The organism is Flexilinea flocculi, assembly GCF_001192795.1.
Lineage (GTDB): Bacteria > Chloroflexota > Anaerolineae > Anaerolineales > Anaerolineaceae > Flexilinea > Flexilinea flocculi.
Genome location: NZ_DF968181.1, coordinates 1,398,650 through 1,416,808, shown reverse-complemented (window position 1 = coordinate 1,416,808; position 18,159 = coordinate 1,398,650). Strand labels below are relative to the sequence as shown.

Here is an 18,159-nt window from a genome sequence, read left to right as displayed (position 1 = left end):
TTTTCTGAAAATCGGAGAGTAAAAATGTTTAAGAAGAAGAGTTTTCTCGGAATTAAAATCCTCGTGCTTTTTCTGGCAATGATTCTATGGATTCAGATGACGCCTGTCAATGTATCTGCCGAGGATTATCGATTTTCTATTCCTGAGAATTTCGTAATTTATGCAATTGACTCTGACGGTAAAGCTTCCGTTTCTTATGAATTCACAATCGAAAACCAGGGAAGAGGCGTTGATTATATTGACATTGCGCTGCCGAACAATCAGTTCGATTTAACAAATGTCACAGCATCGATCGACGGAAACCCCGTGCCCTCTCGTTACATTTCAAGGACAGATTATCAAGAAACCGGTATTCCATATGGCATTACGATCGATAATACACGGAATCCAATTCCTAAAGGAAAACGGGCAGATATTTATGTCGAAGCGATGCAGATTGGAAAAACTCTCTATTACGTCGAGGATAATTCAAAAGAGGAAGATTATATTAGTTTCAACTTTCAACCGAATTATTTTTCGCCGGATTTTACCAGAGGGAACACTGACTTAACAGTCAGGTTGGTGCTGCCAACCGGAATGACAGAAAATGATCCAGTCTACTTTCCACCCCAAAATTGGGATGGAGCATCTGAACCGGAAACCTGGTTTAATGATAATGGAAATGTTGTATACGAATGGCATTCAACGCAAGCAAACAGCAGATCAGAGTATATCTTTGGAGCTATGTTTCCGAAGCGTATATTAACTTCACAAGATCAGATCAGCGATCCGAAAAGTTATTCAAGTAGTCCATCTTCATCAGGAGGAAACAACTTTTTTGACACAATCCTTTCGATCGCGGTTTGTGTTGTCCCCATTTCAATTGTTTTCCTGTCATTCTTTGCAATCATCAAAAAAGCGAAGAACATGAAAGGCTTAGCCGGCAGTTATCTGCCGCCAGCCATTAAAGCCGAAGGGCAAGGCATTAAAAGAGGTTTAACAGCAGTCGAAGCAGCGGTTTTATTAGAGGAAAAGATGGACAAAATCATCTCCATGATCATCTTTTCTTTGAGCAAAAAAGGAGCAATTGCGGTCACCAGCCAGAATCCACTCGTAATCAAAGTGGAAAACCCGCTCCCGGAAAAGTTATATGAGTATGAATCAGGATTCATTGAAGCGATGAATGAATCTGAGGATAAAAACAAAAAAGCGAAGATGACGAAGACAATTACTGACTTAATCCTTTCTGTCACGGAAAAAATGAAAGGATACAGTCTGGATGAAACCAAAGCGTATTATCGAAGCATTATCGAAAAAGCATGGCAACAAGTTCAAGATGCTGATTCGCCGGAATTGAAGGGTGAAAAATTGGATGAAATATTTGGCTGGGCAATTTTGGACGAAAACGTTGAAGGAAAGACAAAAGATATATTTGGCGACGGACCAGTCTACGTTCCGACCTGGTGGTGGCGTATGGGGCCTGTTTATCATCCGACAACCGGCCCAGTTAGCTCTGCGCCTGCAAGTGGTCCGACCAACGTTCCTTCCACTTCAACCAGCCGGTCGACACCAACGCTTCCTGGATCTGAATTCGCACGATCCATTACCGATTCGGTCAGAAACTTTGGGGTTGGAACCGTCGGAAGCATCAAAGGCTTTACGAACCAGGTGACTGGAAAAACAAATCCGATCAGTGCACCATCCGGCAGTTCTTCACGCAGTAGTTGGTCAGGACGAGGTGGTGGAGGACATAGCTGCGCCTGCGCCTGCGCTTGTGCTGGATGCGCTTGTGCTGGCGGCGGAGGAGGACGGTAAATCCTATGAAAAAGTTATCCTTGCCACTTTTTGGTGATACCTTTCATAAAGGATTATTTGAGAAAAAAATTAAAGATGGGGACAAGATTATCAGCAGAATCCATTTGCGGATTGATGATGATGGTACTGGAATTCTCTGGGTAAATGCCAACCAGACTTTCTATTTAAATTCCAGCGCCGGCTTAATGTCCTGGGCTCTGATGAATAATAAGACGGAAAAGGAAATCCATCAGATTTTCAAGAAAATTTATCCAAAAGACTTTGAACGGGTCTCAGCGGATTTCAAGGTTTTTGCTCCGCAAATCCGCGATTTACTGGATGGGAAAAGCGATGTTTGCGATTTATGTCAGAGCGGAATCAGCAGCACCATGCCATTTTCTAAAGTCCCTTCCGCACCATACAGGATGGATCTTGCATTGACCTACGGATGCAATAATGAATGCGGTCATTGTTACAATGAAAAGCAGAGAACCGGAAAAACAGTATCGGTTGAATCATGGAAAAAAATCCTCCGGAAAATCGCAAAAGCAGGAATTCCTCATGTCGTATTCACAGGGGGAGAACCGACTCTTTTCCCGGGTTTATTCGATCTGCTGACAGAAGCTGAAAACCTGGGTCTGGTAACCGGTCTTAACACCAACGGGCGAACTTTGAAAGACAATTCGTTTGTAAAAGAACTCGAAAATCGGAAATTAGACCATATCCAGATTACATTGGAATCGGATTCTGCTGAGATCCATGATGCAATGGTGGGGAATAAAGGGTCCTGGGAAGAAACAGTAGCTGGAATTCAAAATGCAGTTCGTACCAGCATGTTCATCATGACCAATACCACGTTGTTAAGATCAAACGCTACTCCGGAAAAAATTGTCAGTTTGCTGCGTTTTCTGGCTGAATTAGGCGTTCAAAATGTTGGGATGAACGCCCTGATCTATTCAGGATCCGGGAAGGAAGTCGACACCGGATTGGATGAATCCGAATTGCCGCCGTTGCTGAAAATTGCAGAAAAAACATGTATAGAAAATCAACAATATCTAACCTGGTACACGCCAACAGAGTATTGTTATTTCAATCCGCTTGATTATGATCTTGGTGTAAAAGGTTGTTCGGCTGCTCGATACAGCATGTGTATCGAACCCGACGGATCCGTCATTCCATGTCAATCCTGGTATGAGACAATTGGAAATATACTGACAGATCCCTGGGAAAAAATCTGGAATGCGCCTTTGTGTCAGGACATCCGAAATCGAAAATTCATTGCTGAAGACTGCAAGAAATGCGATTTACTGGAAATCTGCGGTGGCGGCTGTCCTCTGGCAAAAGATTTCAAACCACCAGTAAAACCACAACGATCCATACCTGCCGATTTTTAGTTGGACATTCCTTCTCAATCGTTTTCAATCCTGGCCAACAAATTGAAATTTGGATTGACTTTTCGAATAAAGAACGGAAATTTTTAGTTGTGCAACTTTTGAGCTTTGTTTAAAAGTTGCATAACTGAAGAAAATCCTTCCCATGTCTCGAATAGCTTATAAAATACCGAAAAACTTTAACTATTCTTATTTCATCCAATAACTGTGAGTAACAGGCAATAAATGCGATATGGAAATGGATTATGAGACAATCAATCACCGATATGAACTACAGGCTGTGTGGACAGAAAATTTTCAGCGGCGTTTACTCCGCGGATTAAAAACACCTCCTCCATGGAAAGTCTTAGAAATCGGGTCTGGAACTGGTGCATTTCTCAGACAAATAAATCGATTGGCTTCCTCCAATTTCTCTTTTTGGGGAGTGGATATTGATTTTTCCGCGTTGGTTTTTGCAGAAAAAATTCGAAAAGGGCTATGGATATGCGGCGATGGAAATTCTATTCCTATGAAATCAGATTCATTTGATTTGGTCCTCTGCCATTATTTACTGCTCTGGCTTCCTGATCCGGTTAATGTATTGAATGAAATGTTCCGTTGCTGTAAACCGCAGGGGATTATCGCTGTTACTGCGGAACCGGATTATGATGGTCGAATCGATTTTCCGGAAACGGAACAGGCAGATGGCAAGGAACAGACAGAAGCTCTATCGAAAGCAGGCATTGATCCCGCTGCAGGCAGAAAGCTGTTGCATTGGATGCTTCAGGCTGGAATCCACAATCCCATCATTGGAATTCATGGAATTGAGCGAAACCTGGATGATCAAAGTCAATTTATCTCAGAAGAAAAATCTCAATGCAGAATCGATCTAAAAAGAACCGAACCCGGCATTACAACAGATCCATTAAAACACGATGAAATCTTTTTCGTCCCGACATTCTACTCATATGCAGTAAAATCATAAAGGATCTTCTTTGATTCAGACTGAAGCAGCTCCAGAAAACAGGATTCAATAATTCGAAATTTGAAAAGAGTTTGTGAATATAAAAGAAAACGAATTGTTATGTTTTTCGAGTGTTGAGCTCAAAAGAACATTGAGAATAAAGTTTTCTGAATGTATCAAATCGCATTTAAAATTTCGAATCGCTGGCTCTTTGCCAGAAAGTCGTGTTTTTTACAGAGCACTGTCTATGATCTGAAAAAAAGAAAATGATCAAATATCGAAATGGGGGAGTTTTTATATGCAATATGATTTTGACAAAATCATAGATCGACAGGGCACAAACGCCTTGAAATGGGAAATATATCCAAAAGACGTTTTACCGTTATGGGTAGCAGATATGGATTTTGCAGTAGCGCCACCAATAATTGAACAAATAAAAAAACGTTTGGAGCATCCGATTTTTGGTTATTCAATCAATAAAACCGAACTCATTGAAATCATTCAAAAGCGGATGAAAGAAAAGTATCAATGGAACATCGAACGGGATTCTATTATCCTCGTTCCAGGAATTGTTTCGGGATTTAATTTTGCTTGTCGATCCATGTGTAATCCTGGAGACAGTGTCATTTTCCAGACTCCGGTTTATCCTCCCTTCTTCCAGGCTCCAGTCAATAACCATTTAAATCATTTTGAAAATCCGCTATGGTACAACAAAAAGGAAAAAACATATCAAATTGATTTTGATGATTTTGAAAAGAAGATCGATAAAACCACGAAACTATTTATCCTTTGTAATCCACATAATCCGGTGGGCAGAGTCTTTACTCCGAAAGAATTGACGCGTTTAGGTGAAATCTGCTCTCAAAAAGGTGTCAGTATTTGTTCCGATGAAATTCACAGCGATCTGATTTTCCGGAATTATCGACATACTCCGATTGCATCCTTAAATCCTGATTTTTCAAATCGAACCATCACATTTATTGCACCTTCTAAGACCTATAATATTCCCGGTCTGGCCTGTTCTGCAGCGATTATTCCAAATCCGGAAATACGAGAAAAATTTCAGAAATCCATACGAGGATTCTGCAATGAAGTCACCTTTATCGCACAAGAAGCCGGTTATGCCGCATATGCAGAATGTGATGATTGGCTGAAACAATTGAATCTCTACCTGGAATCAAATCGAGATTTCTTGGTTAATTTTATTTCTCGTGAAATACCGGAAATTGAGTTGAATCACATCCAAGGGACTTATCTGGCATGGTTGGACTGCTCAAAACTTGGAATCGAAGGCAGCCCGCAGAAATTCTTTGAAAGGGAAGCCAAAGTAGGTCTCAATGATGGCGCTGCTTTTGGGAAAGGATATGAAGACTATGTCCGTTTAAATTTCGGAACACCCAGAAGTATACTTTCAGAAGCGCTGGAAAGGATGGCTGACGCGATCAGAAAGAATCGCTAATCATGTATCAAATTGTTGATTCCGAAAATTCAGCAATTTGAAATATGGATTTCCTTTTTGAATAGAGAAAGAAAATTTATTGTTCTTATGGTTTTGCGCTTTGCACAAAGCCATAAGAACAACGATGAATTTTTTTCATATTTCAAAACGCTGCTGGAAACCCGCATTGCCGTTGAATATGTTATTATCATATATAGATGACAGAAAATAATAAAACAAATCCCAAACATGAAGCTGCCTTGCATCTGGCAAATACCATCCTCCGGCTCAGGATGATCTTCATCTTGTTAGTGTTGATTAGTATGGGAATTTTTTTTATTCTGGGATTCATCGGTAATTTTCTAACAGTAGAAATGGAATTAGAACATGCTGATGCGATAGTTGTTTTAAGCGGCAACGATTCAAGCCGATTGAAGACCGCAGCAGAGTTATATTCGGCAGGTTATTCTGAAAACATTATTCTGACGAACACAGGAAATAACTTTGGAGAATACAATATTCCTTATACATATCATCAGGTGGATCTTTTAAAAGAATATGGCGTACCGGAAGGAGCGCTGCACTTTGCTGAATTCGTCGCAAAAAACACAGGGCAGGAAGCGACGGGTATCATTGAAGAAATGTTTGTGCTGCACGCAAAATCTGCTATTATCGTCACGGATACCTGGCATACAAGACGTGTAAAAATAATATTCAGTGATTCCTTCGGAAATACTGGTATCGATCTGCAATATTATGGCTCGTCTAAAGATGAATATCACCCATTTTTCTGGTGGACTTCCACAAAAGGGTGGAAGGATGTCATAGGAGAATACATCAGAATCATTGGTTATTTTATTAAACGAGAAACCAACATACCCGACTATCCGAATTTCGATATTTAATGATTCATAACCATCTGTTTAGAAAAATTGCAGATTTTTTCTTGATCGATTGATTCTTTTCCTGACTTTGGCAAAATAAAAAAAGAATACATCGTACAGTATCGCTTTGCTCGAAGTAAAAAACAGCACAACAAAGTAGTATTCTGCTCATCGTTCGTTGTAATAGAAAAACAGACTCCGAAATGATAATAATCGGAGTCTGTTTTTTATTTTGAGTCAGGTATTGTATTAAGAGATCAGTTTCACTTCAGTTGCTTGTAACCCGCGTGGACCTTGTTCAATAGAAAACTCAACTTTTTGTCCTTCATTCAGTCTCTTATATCCGTCCATATCAATAACGGAAAAGTGAACAAAAACATCCGGATCATTTTCGCCCCGTCCAATAAAGCCATAACCCTTTGTTGCATTAAACCATTTAACAGTACCAATATAACGTTCGCCCATTCTAACTCCAATAATTCAAAAAGATTTCTTGTGTTGAAATCAAAAACCATGATATCAAATCCAGTCTGCAATAAAAAAGATTGCAATCAATTTCAACGGTATCATTTTTATCACTCCTGTTTTTTTGCGTCAAGGGAAAAATATTCATCGTAATTTGATATACAAAGCAATAATTTATGATTTTAAAAAGCCTTTTGAGAAAAAAAATGAGATTATGCGCGTGTGATGTTTCTATGCAAAGCGTAAAAAATATCACAACGACACTACATGCTCTCCATATTTCGAATTTTAAAATGTTGTAAAACTCCTAACTTTCCCATTTAACTGATAAAATAACACAAGAATTCATTCAGGTTCAGGTTTCCTGTCAAATTAAGAATTGAGAATACTATGAATGAAAAGGTTCATCACATCAAGAAAACAAATTGGAAAGTCATCATTGGATGCGTTGTCATTGGAATTGCGCTGATTTACCTGCTGGTATCATCAACCTTAGGCAGCCTTCAATACTTCATCACAATTGAAGAATTATTAAAAAATTCGAGTTCCTATCAGGAAAAAAATGTTCGCGTTGCCGGTGTCGTTATTGGTGATTCAATAACCGCGGATGCAGAAAATTCAATCGTGGAATTTACTGCTGTAAATATTTCGTCAGATCATGAAGCAATTGAACAACAAGGTGGGATGGAAAAAGCCGTTCAAGATGCAGTAAATAATCCAAAATCGGATCGAATTCACGTCATTTATCACGGGATCAAACCCGATATGTTGAAAGATAAAACCCAGGCAATAATGACTGGAAGACTGATTTCAGATCAGGTATTTGAGGCAGAAGAATTGTTACTGAAATGCCCGTCTAAATATGAAAATGCGGGGAAGTAGAAATGTTGATAACACTCGGATTTGCATCCATGTTTTTTGCTTTTTTTTCCGCGATCTTCGGAATTGTTGCGCTGCTCTTCGGTATTGCTTTCCACTCGCCGAACTGGTTGCGCTGCGGACGACAATCCTGTCTGATCATTTTTCCGTTGCTTAGTCTTTCAATTATTGCATTAATTACGCTGATAATTACCAATAACTATCAGGTTGATTTTGTCTACCAGACCATCAGTAATTCGCAGCCATTTTTTCTAAAAATCGCTGCATTATGGGGAAAACAATCCGGATCCTTGTTATTTTGGTCTTGGGTTTTTTCAATTTTCCTTTTTCTCTGGGCACAAAAAAACAAACCGGAAAAAGAACCCCTTTTTCCATTTGCTGCCTTATTTCTCTTATTCAACCTTGCCTTTTCCATCGCTCTTCATCTCTGGATTGACAATCCGTTTCAACGATATTGGCATTCCAATACTTCAGGAGAGATTCTGTTATCAATTTTTCCGTTGAGGAATTGTATACCGTATGTTCCTCAAGATGGTCTTGGAATGAATCCTTTGTTGAGACATTATGGAATGATACTTCATCCCCCGGCATTATATCTGGGCTTCATATGTTCGATATTTCCTGCAGCCATCGAATTCAGTTCTCTGATTACATCTCCATCTGATTCTACCTGGATTAAGAAAAGCCGATCCTGGGTAATATTTGGCTGGATTTTTCTCGCAGCCGGTTTAATCCTTGGATCTCGCTGGGCTTATGATGTGTTGGGATGGGGAGGATATTGGGGCTGGGATTCTGTTGAAGTTGCTGCCCTGATTCCATTTCTGCTTTCGACAGCGTATCTTCATGCAGCCATTGGTTTCTCCAGAACAGGAGGTTTTCGCATCTGGGCTTCCATCTTAAATTTCGTAGTTTATGTTTCAGTTGTATTTGCTATGTTTGTCACCCGCTCAGGGCTCGTTTCTTCAGTTCATTCATTTTCGATCAGTGCACTGTCCAAGTATTTAACCGCATACCTCATCGCAGGAATCCTTCTGACAGTTTTTATCCTTATTCTTCGTAAAAATCAAATCAGAACCAATCCTGAAAAAGCTCGATTGTCCGGAATTCAGTCGGTTCTGACCAGAGAGAGCTTTTTTACAATTGAAATCATCCTGTTAATTGGCATTTCCTTCTTATGCCTTTGGGGAATATTGCTCCCAAATATGTCAAAAATCTTTTCAAATACCGAAATTACAGTAGGCGCCGACTATTACATCCATGCGACAGGTCCGCTTTTCGGACTATTAATTCTCTTCATGGGATTTGTACCTCTGACTTCCTGGGGTAAATCCATCAGCCGAAAACGTTGGATGCTACTGATCTTATTCGGTATTGTCGCTGCTGCCGGAGTATTTGTCTATTCTATATCTCATCAAATCCAAAATATCCGATTACTCTGTATTCTCTGGCTTCTTGGAATCTCTATTCTGATCATTTTCTATGAATTCATTTCATTCATCATTTCCACTTTCCATAAGGAAAAAAATGACTTATCCCGCTCTTCTTTGAGAAATTCCCGCTTTCTTCTCAGCCACCTGATTCATATGGGAATTATCTTCATGGCTTTTGGTATCATCGGGATTGAATTTCTGCAAAAAGAACAACAGATCATACTGACGTCCGGAGAAAAGACAGATTTTGCGCATTACACGCTGACACTCCAACAAATCAGACAATTTGATACTGAAGAAGGGGAAACGCTTGAAGCGGAAATTCAAGTTGAATCAGGAAATCACGTCCTTGGATTAATCAAACCGCAGCGCAAGTATTATACGTCCTATAATCAGGATACGACAGTACCGGGAATACTTTCTTCACTCTCCGGTGATTTATATATCATCATGAATGCAGATTCAATCGATTCTGAAGAAGAAAGAAAATTTACAATTTTTCTGAACCCGTGGATCAATTGGCTATGGATTGGAGGAATTATCGTATGTATTGGCGGCGTGTTCCTGTGGCTGGGTTCAATGAAACAGAAAAAATAATAAAGATATGCTGCAAACCGTCAATCATTCAATTCCGCCGGTTTTTACAAAAGATTCGAAAGTATTAATACTCGGCTCAATTCCCTCACCAAAATCTCGAGAAATTGGATTCTTCTATGGACATCCACGGAATCGATTCTGGCACGTTTTGGCTGAAATATTCGCAACGGAAATTCCTCAGACAACAGAAGAAAAGAGAGATTTTTTAATTCATCATCAAATTGCACTATGGGATGTTTTGGCATCCTGTGAAATTGCGGGCGCCAGCGATCAGAGTATCAGGAATCCAATTCCAAATCCGATAGAATACATTCTATCAGAAGCAGATATTCGGGCGATTTTCACAACAGGCAAGAAAGCCTATGAACTCTATCAGCGATACTGTTTTCCTTTAACTATGCGCAAAGCTTTATCGCTTTTTTCACCAAGTCCTGCGAATTGCCGCATTTCATTTGAACAGATTTGCGATAATTATCGGGTTATTCTGTCATATCTATCTTAAATATGAAAGCAGGAGACCAATGGAATCTTCACTTTATTCGTTAGTCATCTGGATTTTTCTGGCTTTGTTCACAGCGTTCTTCCTGATCTGGCCATTTCTCAATGATATGGAGAAGAAAGATTGATCAATACCACAATTCTTCAGGATACATTTGAAGAACCCGTTCTTGCTGCAAAAAATATCAGGAAGAAATTTGGTCGTATGCAGGTTTTAAAATCAGTGGATATCCAGATACGGCAAGGCGATTGCATTGTATTGATTGGAGAAAATGGTGTCGGAAAAAGTACATTAATCCGAATTCTATCTGGAACGATGAAACCGGATTATTCAGAAAGTCTGATAGTATGCGGAGAGGATCTTTTCACATCAGAGAAATCCAGAAATAAAATTGGATTAATCTGTCATCAAACCATGCTTTACAGCGATCTGTCAGCGCTTGAAAATTTACAGTTTTTTTCCCGGTTATACGGTATTAACCATGAAGAAGAAAAAATAAATACACTTCTGGACCGTTTTGGCCTAAGCCTGCGAAAAAATGATCCGATTCGATCCTACTCAAGAGGAATGCAACAGCGCATAGCGATCTGTCGTGCATTGATTCATGAGCCGATACTTCTGTTAATGGACGAACCTTTCACTGGTTTGGATGAAAAAGGGACAAAAATCCTTATTGAGGTCATACTTGAGATGAAAAGCCAGAAGAAAGCCGTATTATTAACCACACATGATCCAAATTCCATGAAAGCACTTGCCACAAAATATATCAAATTAGAAAAAGGCTTGATTACAGGTGATGCTGAATGAAAAAATTCATCATTACGCTGCATGCATTAATTCGTAAAGATTTCACGATTGAACGACATACCAGAGAAATTTTTTTGGTCATGTTCTTTTTCGCGTTATCAATATTATTTATTCTCAACTTTGTGTTAGATACTGACATTAAAGCAAGGAACAGCGGCGCTGCAGGTCTGATTTGGATCATCAGTGTCATATCAGGACAACTTTGTTTGAATCAAATCATGAGTCTGGAAGAAGAAAATGATATGCTGCAATCTCTTCTTTCTGCGCCAATACCCCTGACCGCTGTGTATCTCGCCAAAACCATTACCTGTTTTTTTGGTATGTATGGAATGACGCTGATCCTTTTCCCACTGTACAGTGTCCTCTATAATGTATCCTTATATTCTGCGAATCTTCTCTGGATCGCGGCATTAGGATGCTGGGGATATGCTTCATTGGGAGTGATTATATCCACCATGACAATTCAAACTCGAATGCGAGATATTCTGCTACCGGTTCTATTTTTCCCGGTAATCATCCCTTTGATCGTTGCGGTTGTAAAAGTTACTCAGACAGTATTTACGGGAGAAACGCTGAATTCAGCCTCGACATGGATTTCGCAACTGATCATTTTTAATATCATTTTCACAACAATCGGTATCATCAGTTTTGATTCACTCATAAAGGATTAATGAAAATGCAGATAACCATACCAAAAAAATATATTATTCTTGATGTATTTGCCGCAATATGTATTTTGGTCTCCTTTATTCTTGTAATGTTTTTTACACCGATTGAAATGACGATGGGATACGTTCAAAAAATTTTCTATTTTCATGTCGCCCACGCCTGGATCGGTATGCTCAGCTTTATCGTTGCAGCAGCAGCATCATTTATGTATTTGATCAGAAAGAATTCAGTCTATGATCTTATCGCAGAATCCGCCGTTGAAATTGGACTTTATTTTACAATCATTGCGGTCATCAGTGGATCAATCTGGGCAAAACCGGCCTGGAATACGTGGTGGACATGGGATCCGCGCTTGACAACAACAACAATCATGGCATTTATTTATGCAGGGTATCAATTTCTTCGACAATCGCTGGATAATCCTGACAAAAAAGGGCGAATCCTGGCGCTCTATTGCATCATTGGATGTATCAGTGTCCCGTTAACTTTTTTTTCGATCAGGGGATATCGCTCCATCCATCCGGTTCTGATTGGAAATACCAGCCAGGGGATGGGCATGACGCCACCAATGATTTTAATGATGATCATATCGATTTTTTCTTTCACAGTTCTTTATCTGGCGCTTATGCAGCATCGATTCCTCTATGCGAAAATTAAAGAAGAGACAGAAGCTGAAAAATATGAAATGGAGTATGAAGATGAATGAAATTCCGGATACGCTCAATTACATGATTGCTGGGTATATTCTCTTTGGTGCAGGTATTCTCGGGTATATCACTTCTTTAGTTGTCCGCTGGAAAAAAATCATTCGGCAGAAAAATGAACAACTTTGTCATAACAGTATTGCCCGACATCAGCAATAATACACAAAAAGGTCAGCGTGGCATAATAGATTGTGCCACGCTGACCTTTTTAAAACTATTCAATCATCCTAATTTTTAGAAGATTGAATTGAAATTCTTCTCATTTTGAAAGAAACAGCATACCTAATAACGCTCCTGCGAGTGTCAGGTACGCCGGATTAATCTTAAATTTCAGGTCTGCGACGATCGCAGCGCCAGTAATTGCTGCCATACTAACCATCATAGTCGTAATCGGAGCATGTATGACTTCAGTTAAGGAATCAGCATTAAAGAAAACGGACTTTGATAAAGATACGGTTGTATAGAGCAGAAGTCCTCCGCAAGCCGGTGTAATCCCGACAAATAATCCTTTAACAATTTTGCTTTGGTTAAAATTGCTCAGGAAAATGATTACCATAGTGCAGATGATCACCGATGGTAAAACACAACCGATCGTTGCAAACAATGCACCCCAAAATCCACCTTTGATGTAACCGACATACGTTGCACCATTTACAGCAACTGGACCTGAACTGACCAGGTCCAAAGCAGTCATATCAGCAAATTCTGCCTTGGTCAATCCAACCAGCCTGTGTCCTTCATCCATAATCATAGACATCATCCCATACCCGCCGCCAAAAGATGTCAGTCCAATTTTGAAAAACATCAGGAATAAAGTAATGATTCGATCCATGATAATCAGTCTTCTTTCTTTGAATCAACCTGTACATTTGGCTGTTTATGAACAGTGACGTACATAATTCCGATGAATCCGGAAAATAATATGGCATAGAATGAACTGACGCCTGTTAACAATGGAATCGCGAATGCAGTCAGAATGACAGCCAATCCGAAAGCGCTCTTTTTATAACGTATGACGATCCTTACCGCAACATCAAAGATCACAGCAACTGATATTGCCCGAATACCTAGAATTGCACCTTTGACGATCTTAGATTGCGGCAGCTTCTGAAAAAGCATTGCTACCAACAACATGGATGTGAAAGCAGGTAAAATCGTACCCATCGCGCACATTAATGCGCCAAAAACACCCGCAATTTTATGACCCGTGATGATACTGTTATTCAGCCCGATAATTCCAGGAAGTGCATGACTCAAGGCAATTATCTGAACAAACTCATCTTCAGTTATCATTTTATATTTTTTTACAAGATCAAATTGAATCAGAGGAATAGCTGCCATTCCTCCTGTAAAGGCAAAAGCCATGCTTTTTAAATAAATCCAGAATAACAAGCAACCTGTTTTAAATCTGCTTCTTAAAAATTGCACTTCTGTGTTGTTTTCCATTTTAAAATTATGATCTCTTTTCGATTAGAATGCTCAAAAATTATAACATTCCATTTTTTGAATAAAAAAACAGCGATTTGAAATATGAGTCATTTGAAATATAGATTACAGCTCATTAGCCGAATAGCAAGTCAATATTTCGAATAACTGTATAATTAGAGAAAAACTATTCCATAGAAAGGATACAATCTATGAATCATCTTCCCACCAGAGAAGAAGCCTGGAATTTATTATGCAGCTATATACAAAGTGAATCCCTTCGACGTCATGTATTAACCGTAGAAGGGGTTATGCGCCATTTTGCCAGAAAATATCAAGAGGATGAAAATGAATGGGGAATTATCGGACTGCTTCATGATTTAGATTTTGAACAGTATCCGGAACAACATTGTACAAAAGTACGTGAACTGCTGAGGGATAATGGATTTGATGAAGAATTTATTCATGCAGTGGCTAGTCACGGATACGGATTATGTTCTGATTTGGAACCGGTTACCAATGCAGAAAAAGTCTTATATACGATTGATGAACTGACTGGATTGATTTATGCCGCGGCCATTATGCGCCCCTCAAAAAGTGTGATGGATCTTGAAACGAAATCGGTAAAGAAAAAATTCAAATCCCCGGCATTTGCAGCAAATGTTGACAGAGAACTCATTCAAAATGGAGCAGACCGCCTTGGGCTACCACTGGATGAAGTCATAGAGGAAACAATCCTCGGGATGAGAGAAATCGCTGATCAAATTGGTTTGGCAGGAGAAGCCCAGTAGTGATTGATTCTCTGTGACTTTCCATATGCAACAGATTTTTCATGAACAGACAAACAACAATCCAATAAACAGCAATAACATTGATACAATCCGATGAATGAACAGAATCCCCGCAAACAACATAAAATAAAGCGAATATCATTCACAAATATTTTACTGATCGATTTGTTTTTCATCGGATTTTTTTTATGCATTTTTGCGTTATTTCATCATGTAATCCCGATTCGTTATAAAAAAATTGTTTCTCAACCAACGGTTACATCAAAAGTTAACGGGGATTTAGGTGACAAATTTGCCTCCTTTTTTTCAAATGGTAAAACCTATCAAACAAAGGATTTATACATTTCGGAAAAACTGCGTGTGCAACTGACTATAGTTCAACAAGACGGTATCACGTATTATCTCGAAGAATTTTTTTTAAGGGACATCCATAATCTGCGATCTGCTTTTGCAGAAAATACATATGGAAAATCGGTCAGAGATCAGACTATTAATATCGCAAAAAGCCATCATGCAATCGCAGCGATCAATGGTGACAATTACGGTTTAGGAAAAAATCGGAGCGCTGTCATCCGGAATGGTGTTCTTTTCAGAGACTCGGCTGATGGCGACGTTCTGGTTTTATTTACTAATGGAACGATGGAAATCGTTTCAGAAGATCAATTTGATGGAGAACGATTGATAAAAAATGGTGCCTATCAAGCCTGGAATTTTGGACCCTCACTTTTGAATGAGGGAAAAGCCATGGAATCTTTCAATACACGAATCAACCAAAAAAATCCGCGCACCGCTATAGGGTATTTTGAACCTGGTCATTATTGTTTTATCGTTGTTGACGGAAGACAGGCAGGATATTCTACAGGTATGACAATGACTGAACTTTCAAAACTTTTTGAGTCACTTGGTTGTAAACTCGCCTATAATCTGGATGGTGGGAAAACCAGCGTGATGACATTTCTGGATAAAATCGTGAACAAACCATTTGCAGGTGGCAGAGAAACAACGGATATCATCTACATATCGGAATAGAAAGAAATCGAGTCAATACGAAATTCAGCAATTCGAAGTCCGTTAAATCTATTTTAAGAATAGAGAAATTTGGAATCACTGTATGAAATTTATTGAAAGAATCATCCCGCATATCAGTATCATCCTTTCAGGAATGCTGCTTGTCTTTTTCGTAATTGACCGATTTAATCAAAAGATGGGTTTTATGGAAGATGATACGACGAAGATCATGATTTTAGCGTTGAGCATCAGTTCCATTATGACTTCTATTTTGTTCATTCGATCGCGAAATAAATATTAATTTGAAACGATCCTCCAATGTTTTCGTCAATATTTTCTCATTTCTTCTTAACAAAATCAGATCATAAGATCTATTCAACTTTTTTCCATCCTGCATCAATTTTTTGTGACAACGTTTCAAAAGATCGTAATCCGCTTAATGAATCATATGCTTCTACACAGGAAGCGCCAGTACCAGCAGCAAATTGCAGACAGCGTTTCCAGGAATATCCCCTTAAGATCGCCAATAAGAATGCAGCGATACAAGTGTCACCAGCGCCTGTTCCGGAAAGGACTTTTTCTGGGACATAACTTTTTTCAAAGACGTCAAGATTCGCCCAATCCGCCGGATGATCCATCAACATGCCCTGGATTTGAAGTATTTTCTCCAATTCAGCCGTCTTCAAAAATAATCCGGGTTTTCCGCATTTGATCAGAACCACTTTCGCTCCCCATGCCATCAATTTTTCGGCTAAAGGTCTGATTTCCTCTAAGTTGATTGTTGATGTAATTTCTTTACCTGCCGCTCGTTTTTCCCATTGTTCATAACGTGGACGATCAATCATAAAACAAAGTTCTTCAACACTGGGAACAAAAAAATCAACATATGGAATTACTTTTTGGATAATCGCAGTCCAATCAACTTTTGCCGCTTCTGATGATGGATCGATAGCCACCATATCTAAAGAAGTGGCAACACCCATTGAATGAACACGCTTAAAGATTCGGATCAATTCCTCGCCATTATGCTCATACATTTTGCGCATGATGGCCGGATATCCAAAGTGAAAAATAGAAGCATCTGCAATTTCCTCGAAATTCAGATCTTCATAGCCAAAAGTATCGTTTGCAGCAGGATCATGCAGAAATATTCTGTCAATCCCCGGAACAGCAATTGCGACTGTATAGGATGTTGTTGATCCAGGCACACGCAGCATATGCTTACCGGCATTATATTGATTAAAAATACTGAGTAGAATATCACCTAATGCATCATAGCCAATTTTGCCCATTAATGCTACATTTGCGCCCAGTTTCTTCAAAGCAAGCCCGGTATTTGTCACGACACCGCCTCCTGCGAATGTAATTCCGTTCATATGAATTAACTTCCCAGGTACCAATATATCAGTCAATTGTTCAACAGGTGCGTGGTCAAAAACTGGTGTCAAATCAACACAAACATGTCCGGCAACAACGATTTTTTTATCCATGTTCAACTTCTCTAATTAAAAAATATGGGAAGAAAAAAAAGTTTTTCTCTTAGGCGTAATTATATCTCAGCCGAGAGTATTCTTCAGTTTCTTATACTGTAATTCAGCTATTCTAACTTAGAAAAGTATCTCTGATGCAGTACTGTTTTTACGCAAAAAGTAAAAACAGTACTGCATCAATTTTTCTCGAGTGATTCGTATGATAAATCTCAATATCGTATCACGGTCCTTTAATTCGAAATACAGACTCGTCATTCGATTAAAAATCCCCCTCATATTTTGTATCCGTGATCTCTCCTATTTTTTCGCTTCTATAAGTGAAATAATCTTTTCACTCCACGCTGCTGCACGGGTTTCTTCACCGCCTTTAAGAGGTCCTTCGCTTTTCTCCACAAAAAAGCCCTCTGGTGGAAGAATTAATTGACCGCCTTTATTTGTAAGTTCTTTAACAATTTTTGGCGCAGCATAGCCGCCTCTTTGCACGATAAAGCGGAAAATGATTGAATGAATATCGGCCGGATCAATTCGTGTATCAAATACCGCAATTTGAATCCCTGCTAATGCATGTTCAGGTATTTTCTTAAAGAGATTCAAGTATGCTTCAGTCGGTTTGAAACCGCGTGTCGGCGAACCTGCGATCAGAATTTGGATATCATTAAGCATATTCATTGAAAATTCATTAATTTGCATCAGTGAAGGATCCAATATGCCTTTTAATCTTCCTTCAACCGTTTCTGCAATCTTTTTCGTGTTGCCAAAGTACGAATCGTAGATAATCAGTGTTTTTTTCATCTCTTCTCCTGTTCCGTTGAATCACTCTTTTTGGAATCTCATGGAATATAAGTTTGCATCTTCAGCCATCCGAAATTTTCGATTATCCATCATGGAGCTTTCGTGTTGACCAGGATGCCAATCTATTACCATTGTACAAATATTTATGCAATGAATAAAGAAATGTATCAGTAA

General features: G+C 39.1%; 20 protein-coding genes. 15 read left to right on the top strand and 5 right to left on the bottom strand.

Annotation, left to right across the window (positions count from 1 at the left end):
* Positions 1-24 precede the first annotated feature (24 nt).
* The 5 genes from ATC1_RS10765 to ATC1_RS10740 all read left to right on the top strand — a co-directional run bounded on the left by ATC1_RS10765 (position 25) and on the right by ATC1_RS10740 (position 6,450).
* Complete coding sequence (locus ATC1_RS10765; RefSeq protein ID WP_062281753.1) at positions 25-1,794, top strand: hypothetical protein; 1,770 nt, start codon at positions 25-27, stop codon at positions 1,792-1,794.
* A gap of 5 nt (positions 1,795-1,799) precedes the next feature.
* Positions 1,800-3,167 (top strand): radical SAM/SPASM domain-containing protein, encoded by a 1,368-nt coding sequence (locus ATC1_RS10760; RefSeq protein ID WP_062281750.1) that lies wholly within the window; start codon positions 1,800-1,802, stop codon positions 3,165-3,167.
* Between the two features lie 235 nt (positions 3,168-3,402).
* The gene (locus ATC1_RS10755) at positions 3,403-4,128 is read left to right on the top strand and encodes a class I SAM-dependent methyltransferase (protein WP_172667768.1); all 726 of its coding nucleotides are present in this window, start codon (positions 3,403-3,405) and stop codon (positions 4,126-4,128) included.
* Between the two features lie 277 nt (positions 4,129-4,405).
* Positions 4,406-5,566, top strand: coding sequence for a MalY/PatB family protein (locus ATC1_RS10750; RefSeq protein ID WP_062281743.1), 1,161 nt, complete (start codon positions 4,406-4,408; stop codon positions 5,564-5,566).
* Positions 5,567-5,763: 197 nt separating this feature from the next.
* Complete coding sequence (locus ATC1_RS10740) at positions 5,764-6,450, top strand: YdcF family protein (protein WP_062281735.1); 687 nt, start codon at positions 5,764-5,766, stop codon at positions 6,448-6,450.
* 228 nt (positions 6,451-6,678) lie between these two features.
* Here the strand turns inward: ATC1_RS10740 and ATC1_RS10735 are convergent, their stop codons facing one another.
* Positions 6,679-6,894: a cold-shock protein gene (locus ATC1_RS10735; RefSeq protein WP_062281732.1), complete on the bottom strand. Its 216-nt coding sequence runs from the start codon at positions 6,892-6,894 to the stop codon at positions 6,679-6,681.
* A 390-nt stretch (positions 6,895-7,284) separates the two neighbouring features.
* Here ATC1_RS10735 and ATC1_RS10725 point away from each other — a divergent pair, with 390 nt between their 5' ends.
* The 7 genes from ATC1_RS10725 (at position 7,285) to ATC1_RS14845 (ending at position 12,638) form a co-directional block, all read left to right on the top strand.
* Positions 7,285-7,776, top strand: coding sequence for a cytochrome c maturation protein CcmE (locus ATC1_RS10725; protein WP_062281727.1), 492 nt, complete (start codon positions 7,285-7,287; stop codon positions 7,774-7,776).
* A 2-nt stretch (positions 7,777-7,778) separates the two neighbouring features.
* The gene (locus ATC1_RS10720) at positions 7,779-9,800 is read left to right on the top strand and encodes a cytochrome c-type biogenesis CcmF C-terminal domain-containing protein (protein WP_062281723.1); all 2,022 of its coding nucleotides are present in this window, start codon (positions 7,779-7,781) and stop codon (positions 9,798-9,800) included.
* A 7-nt stretch (positions 9,801-9,807) separates the two neighbouring features.
* Positions 9,808-10,302, top strand: a complete 495-nt coding sequence (locus tag ATC1_RS10715) for a DNA-deoxyinosine glycosylase (protein WP_062281719.1) — start codon at positions 9,808-9,810, stop codon at positions 10,300-10,302.
* Between the two features lie 120 nt (positions 10,303-10,422).
* Entirely contained in the window at positions 10,423-11,106 is a 684-nt protein-coding gene (locus tag ATC1_RS10710) for an ABC transporter ATP-binding protein (protein WP_062281716.1), read from the top strand.
* Complete coding sequence (locus ATC1_RS10705) at positions 11,103-11,777, top strand: heme exporter protein CcmB (protein ID WP_062281712.1); 675 nt, start codon at positions 11,103-11,105, stop codon at positions 11,775-11,777. Before ATC1_RS10710 ends, ATC1_RS10705 begins: the two co-directional genes overlap by 4 nt.
* 5 nt (positions 11,778-11,782) lie before the next feature.
* Entirely contained in the window at positions 11,783-12,481 is a 699-nt protein-coding gene (gene ccsA / locus ATC1_RS10700; RefSeq protein ID WP_236688130.1) for a cytochrome c biogenesis protein CcsA, read from the top strand.
* Complete coding sequence (locus ATC1_RS14845) at positions 12,474-12,638, top strand: hypothetical protein (RefSeq protein WP_154664744.1); 165 nt, start codon at positions 12,474-12,476, stop codon at positions 12,636-12,638. Before ccsA ends, ATC1_RS14845 begins: the two co-directional genes overlap by 8 nt.
* Before the next feature lie 100 nt (positions 12,639-12,738).
* On the opposite strand, the gene ATC1_RS10695 is transcribed toward ATC1_RS14845, so the two are convergent.
* Positions 12,739-13,311: a chromate transporter gene (locus ATC1_RS10695; RefSeq protein WP_062281709.1), complete on the bottom strand. Its 573-nt coding sequence runs from the start codon at positions 13,309-13,311 to the stop codon at positions 12,739-12,741.
* Positions 13,312-13,316: 5 nt separating this feature from the next.
* On the bottom strand, positions 13,317-13,925 hold the full coding sequence (locus ATC1_RS10690; protein ID WP_062281706.1) for a chromate transporter: 609 nt from the start codon (positions 13,923-13,925) through the stop codon (positions 13,317-13,319).
* A 191-nt stretch (positions 13,926-14,116) separates the two neighbouring features.
* On the opposite strand from ATC1_RS10690, the gene ATC1_RS10685 reads away from it, so the two are divergent.
* The 3 genes from ATC1_RS10685 to ATC1_RS10675 all read left to right on the top strand — a co-directional run bounded on the left by ATC1_RS10685 (position 14,117) and on the right by ATC1_RS10675 (position 16,004).
* On the top strand, positions 14,117-14,695 hold the full coding sequence (locus ATC1_RS10685; protein WP_062281701.1) for an HD domain-containing protein: 579 nt from the start codon (positions 14,117-14,119) through the stop codon (positions 14,693-14,695).
* A gap of 93 nt (positions 14,696-14,788) precedes the next feature.
* A complete protein-coding gene (locus ATC1_RS10680) occupies positions 14,789-15,724 on the top strand; it encodes a phosphodiester glycosidase family protein (protein ID WP_062281698.1) in 936 nt (311 codons plus the stop codon).
* A gap of 82 nt (positions 15,725-15,806) precedes the next feature.
* Positions 15,807-16,004 carry a hypothetical protein gene (locus ATC1_RS10675; protein WP_062281695.1) on the top strand — a complete coding sequence of 66 codons (198 nt, stop codon included), beginning with the start codon at positions 15,807-15,809 and terminating at the stop codon, positions 16,002-16,004.
* A 70-nt stretch (positions 16,005-16,074) separates the two neighbouring features.
* Here the strand turns inward: ATC1_RS10675 and ATC1_RS10670 are convergent, their stop codons facing one another.
* Together ATC1_RS10670 and ATC1_RS10665 are read right to left on the bottom strand one after the other, a co-directional pair.
* Positions 16,075-17,193 carry a carbohydrate kinase family protein gene (locus tag ATC1_RS10670; RefSeq protein ID WP_062281692.1) on the bottom strand — a complete coding sequence of 373 codons (1,119 nt, stop codon included), beginning with the start codon at positions 17,191-17,193 and terminating at the stop codon, positions 16,075-16,077.
* Positions 17,194-17,490: 297 nt separating this feature from the next.
* On the bottom strand, positions 17,491-17,985 hold the full coding sequence (locus tag ATC1_RS10665) for a flavodoxin family protein (RefSeq protein WP_062281689.1): 495 nt from the start codon (positions 17,983-17,985) through the stop codon (positions 17,491-17,493).
* Positions 17,986-18,159 lie beyond the last annotated feature (174 nt).

Coding starts and splice junctions, on each gene's coding strand:
- ATC1_RS10765 (WP_062281753.1), top strand. CDS start 25: ATGTTTAAGAAGAAGAGTTTTCTCGGAATTAAAATCCTCGTGCTTTTT.
- ATC1_RS10760 (WP_062281750.1), top strand. CDS start 1,800: ATGAAAAAGTTATCCTTGCCACTTTTTGGTGATACCTTTCATAAAGGA.
- ATC1_RS10755 (WP_172667768.1), top strand. CDS start 3,403: ATGGATTATGAGACAATCAATCACCGATATGAACTACAGGCTGTGTGG.
- ATC1_RS10750 (WP_062281743.1), top strand. CDS start 4,406: ATGCAATATGATTTTGACAAAATCATAGATCGACAGGGCACAAACGCC.
- ATC1_RS10740 (WP_062281735.1), top strand. CDS start 5,764: ATGACAGAAAATAATAAAACAAATCCCAAACATGAAGCTGCCTTGCAT.
- ATC1_RS10735 (WP_062281732.1), bottom strand. CDS start 6,894: ATGGGCGAACGTTATATTGGTACTGTTAAATGGTTTAATGCAACAAAG.
- ATC1_RS10725 (WP_062281727.1), top strand. CDS start 7,285: ATGAATGAAAAGGTTCATCACATCAAGAAAACAAATTGGAAAGTCATC.
- ATC1_RS10720 (WP_062281723.1), top strand. CDS start 7,779: ATGTTGATAACACTCGGATTTGCATCCATGTTTTTTGCTTTTTTTTCC.
- ATC1_RS10715 (WP_062281719.1), top strand. CDS start 9,808: ATGCTGCAAACCGTCAATCATTCAATTCCGCCGGTTTTTACAAAAGAT.
- ATC1_RS10705 (WP_062281712.1), top strand. CDS start 11,103: ATGAAAAAATTCATCATTACGCTGCATGCATTAATTCGTAAAGATTTC.
- ccsA (WP_236688130.1), top strand. CDS start 11,783: ATGCAGATAACCATACCAAAAAAATATATTATTCTTGATGTATTTGCC.
- ATC1_RS14845 (WP_154664744.1), top strand. CDS start 12,474: ATGAATGAAATTCCGGATACGCTCAATTACATGATTGCTGGGTATATT.
- ATC1_RS10695 (WP_062281709.1), bottom strand. CDS start 13,311: ATGGATCGAATCATTACTTTATTCCTGATGTTTTTCAAAATTGGACTG.
- ATC1_RS10690 (WP_062281706.1), bottom strand. CDS start 13,925: ATGGAAAACAACACAGAAGTGCAATTTTTAAGAAGCAGATTTAAAACA.
- ATC1_RS10685 (WP_062281701.1), top strand. CDS start 14,117: ATGAATCATCTTCCCACCAGAGAAGAAGCCTGGAATTTATTATGCAGC.
- ATC1_RS10680 (WP_062281698.1), top strand. CDS start 14,789: ATGAATGAACAGAATCCCCGCAAACAACATAAAATAAAGCGAATATCA.
- ATC1_RS10675 (WP_062281695.1), top strand. CDS start 15,807: ATGAAATTTATTGAAAGAATCATCCCGCATATCAGTATCATCCTTTCA.
- ATC1_RS10670 (WP_062281692.1), bottom strand. CDS start 17,193: ATGGATAAAAAAATCGTTGTTGCCGGACATGTTTGTGTTGATTTGACA.
- ATC1_RS10665 (WP_062281689.1), bottom strand. CDS start 17,985: ATGAAAAAAACACTGATTATCTACGATTCGTACTTTGGCAACACGAAA.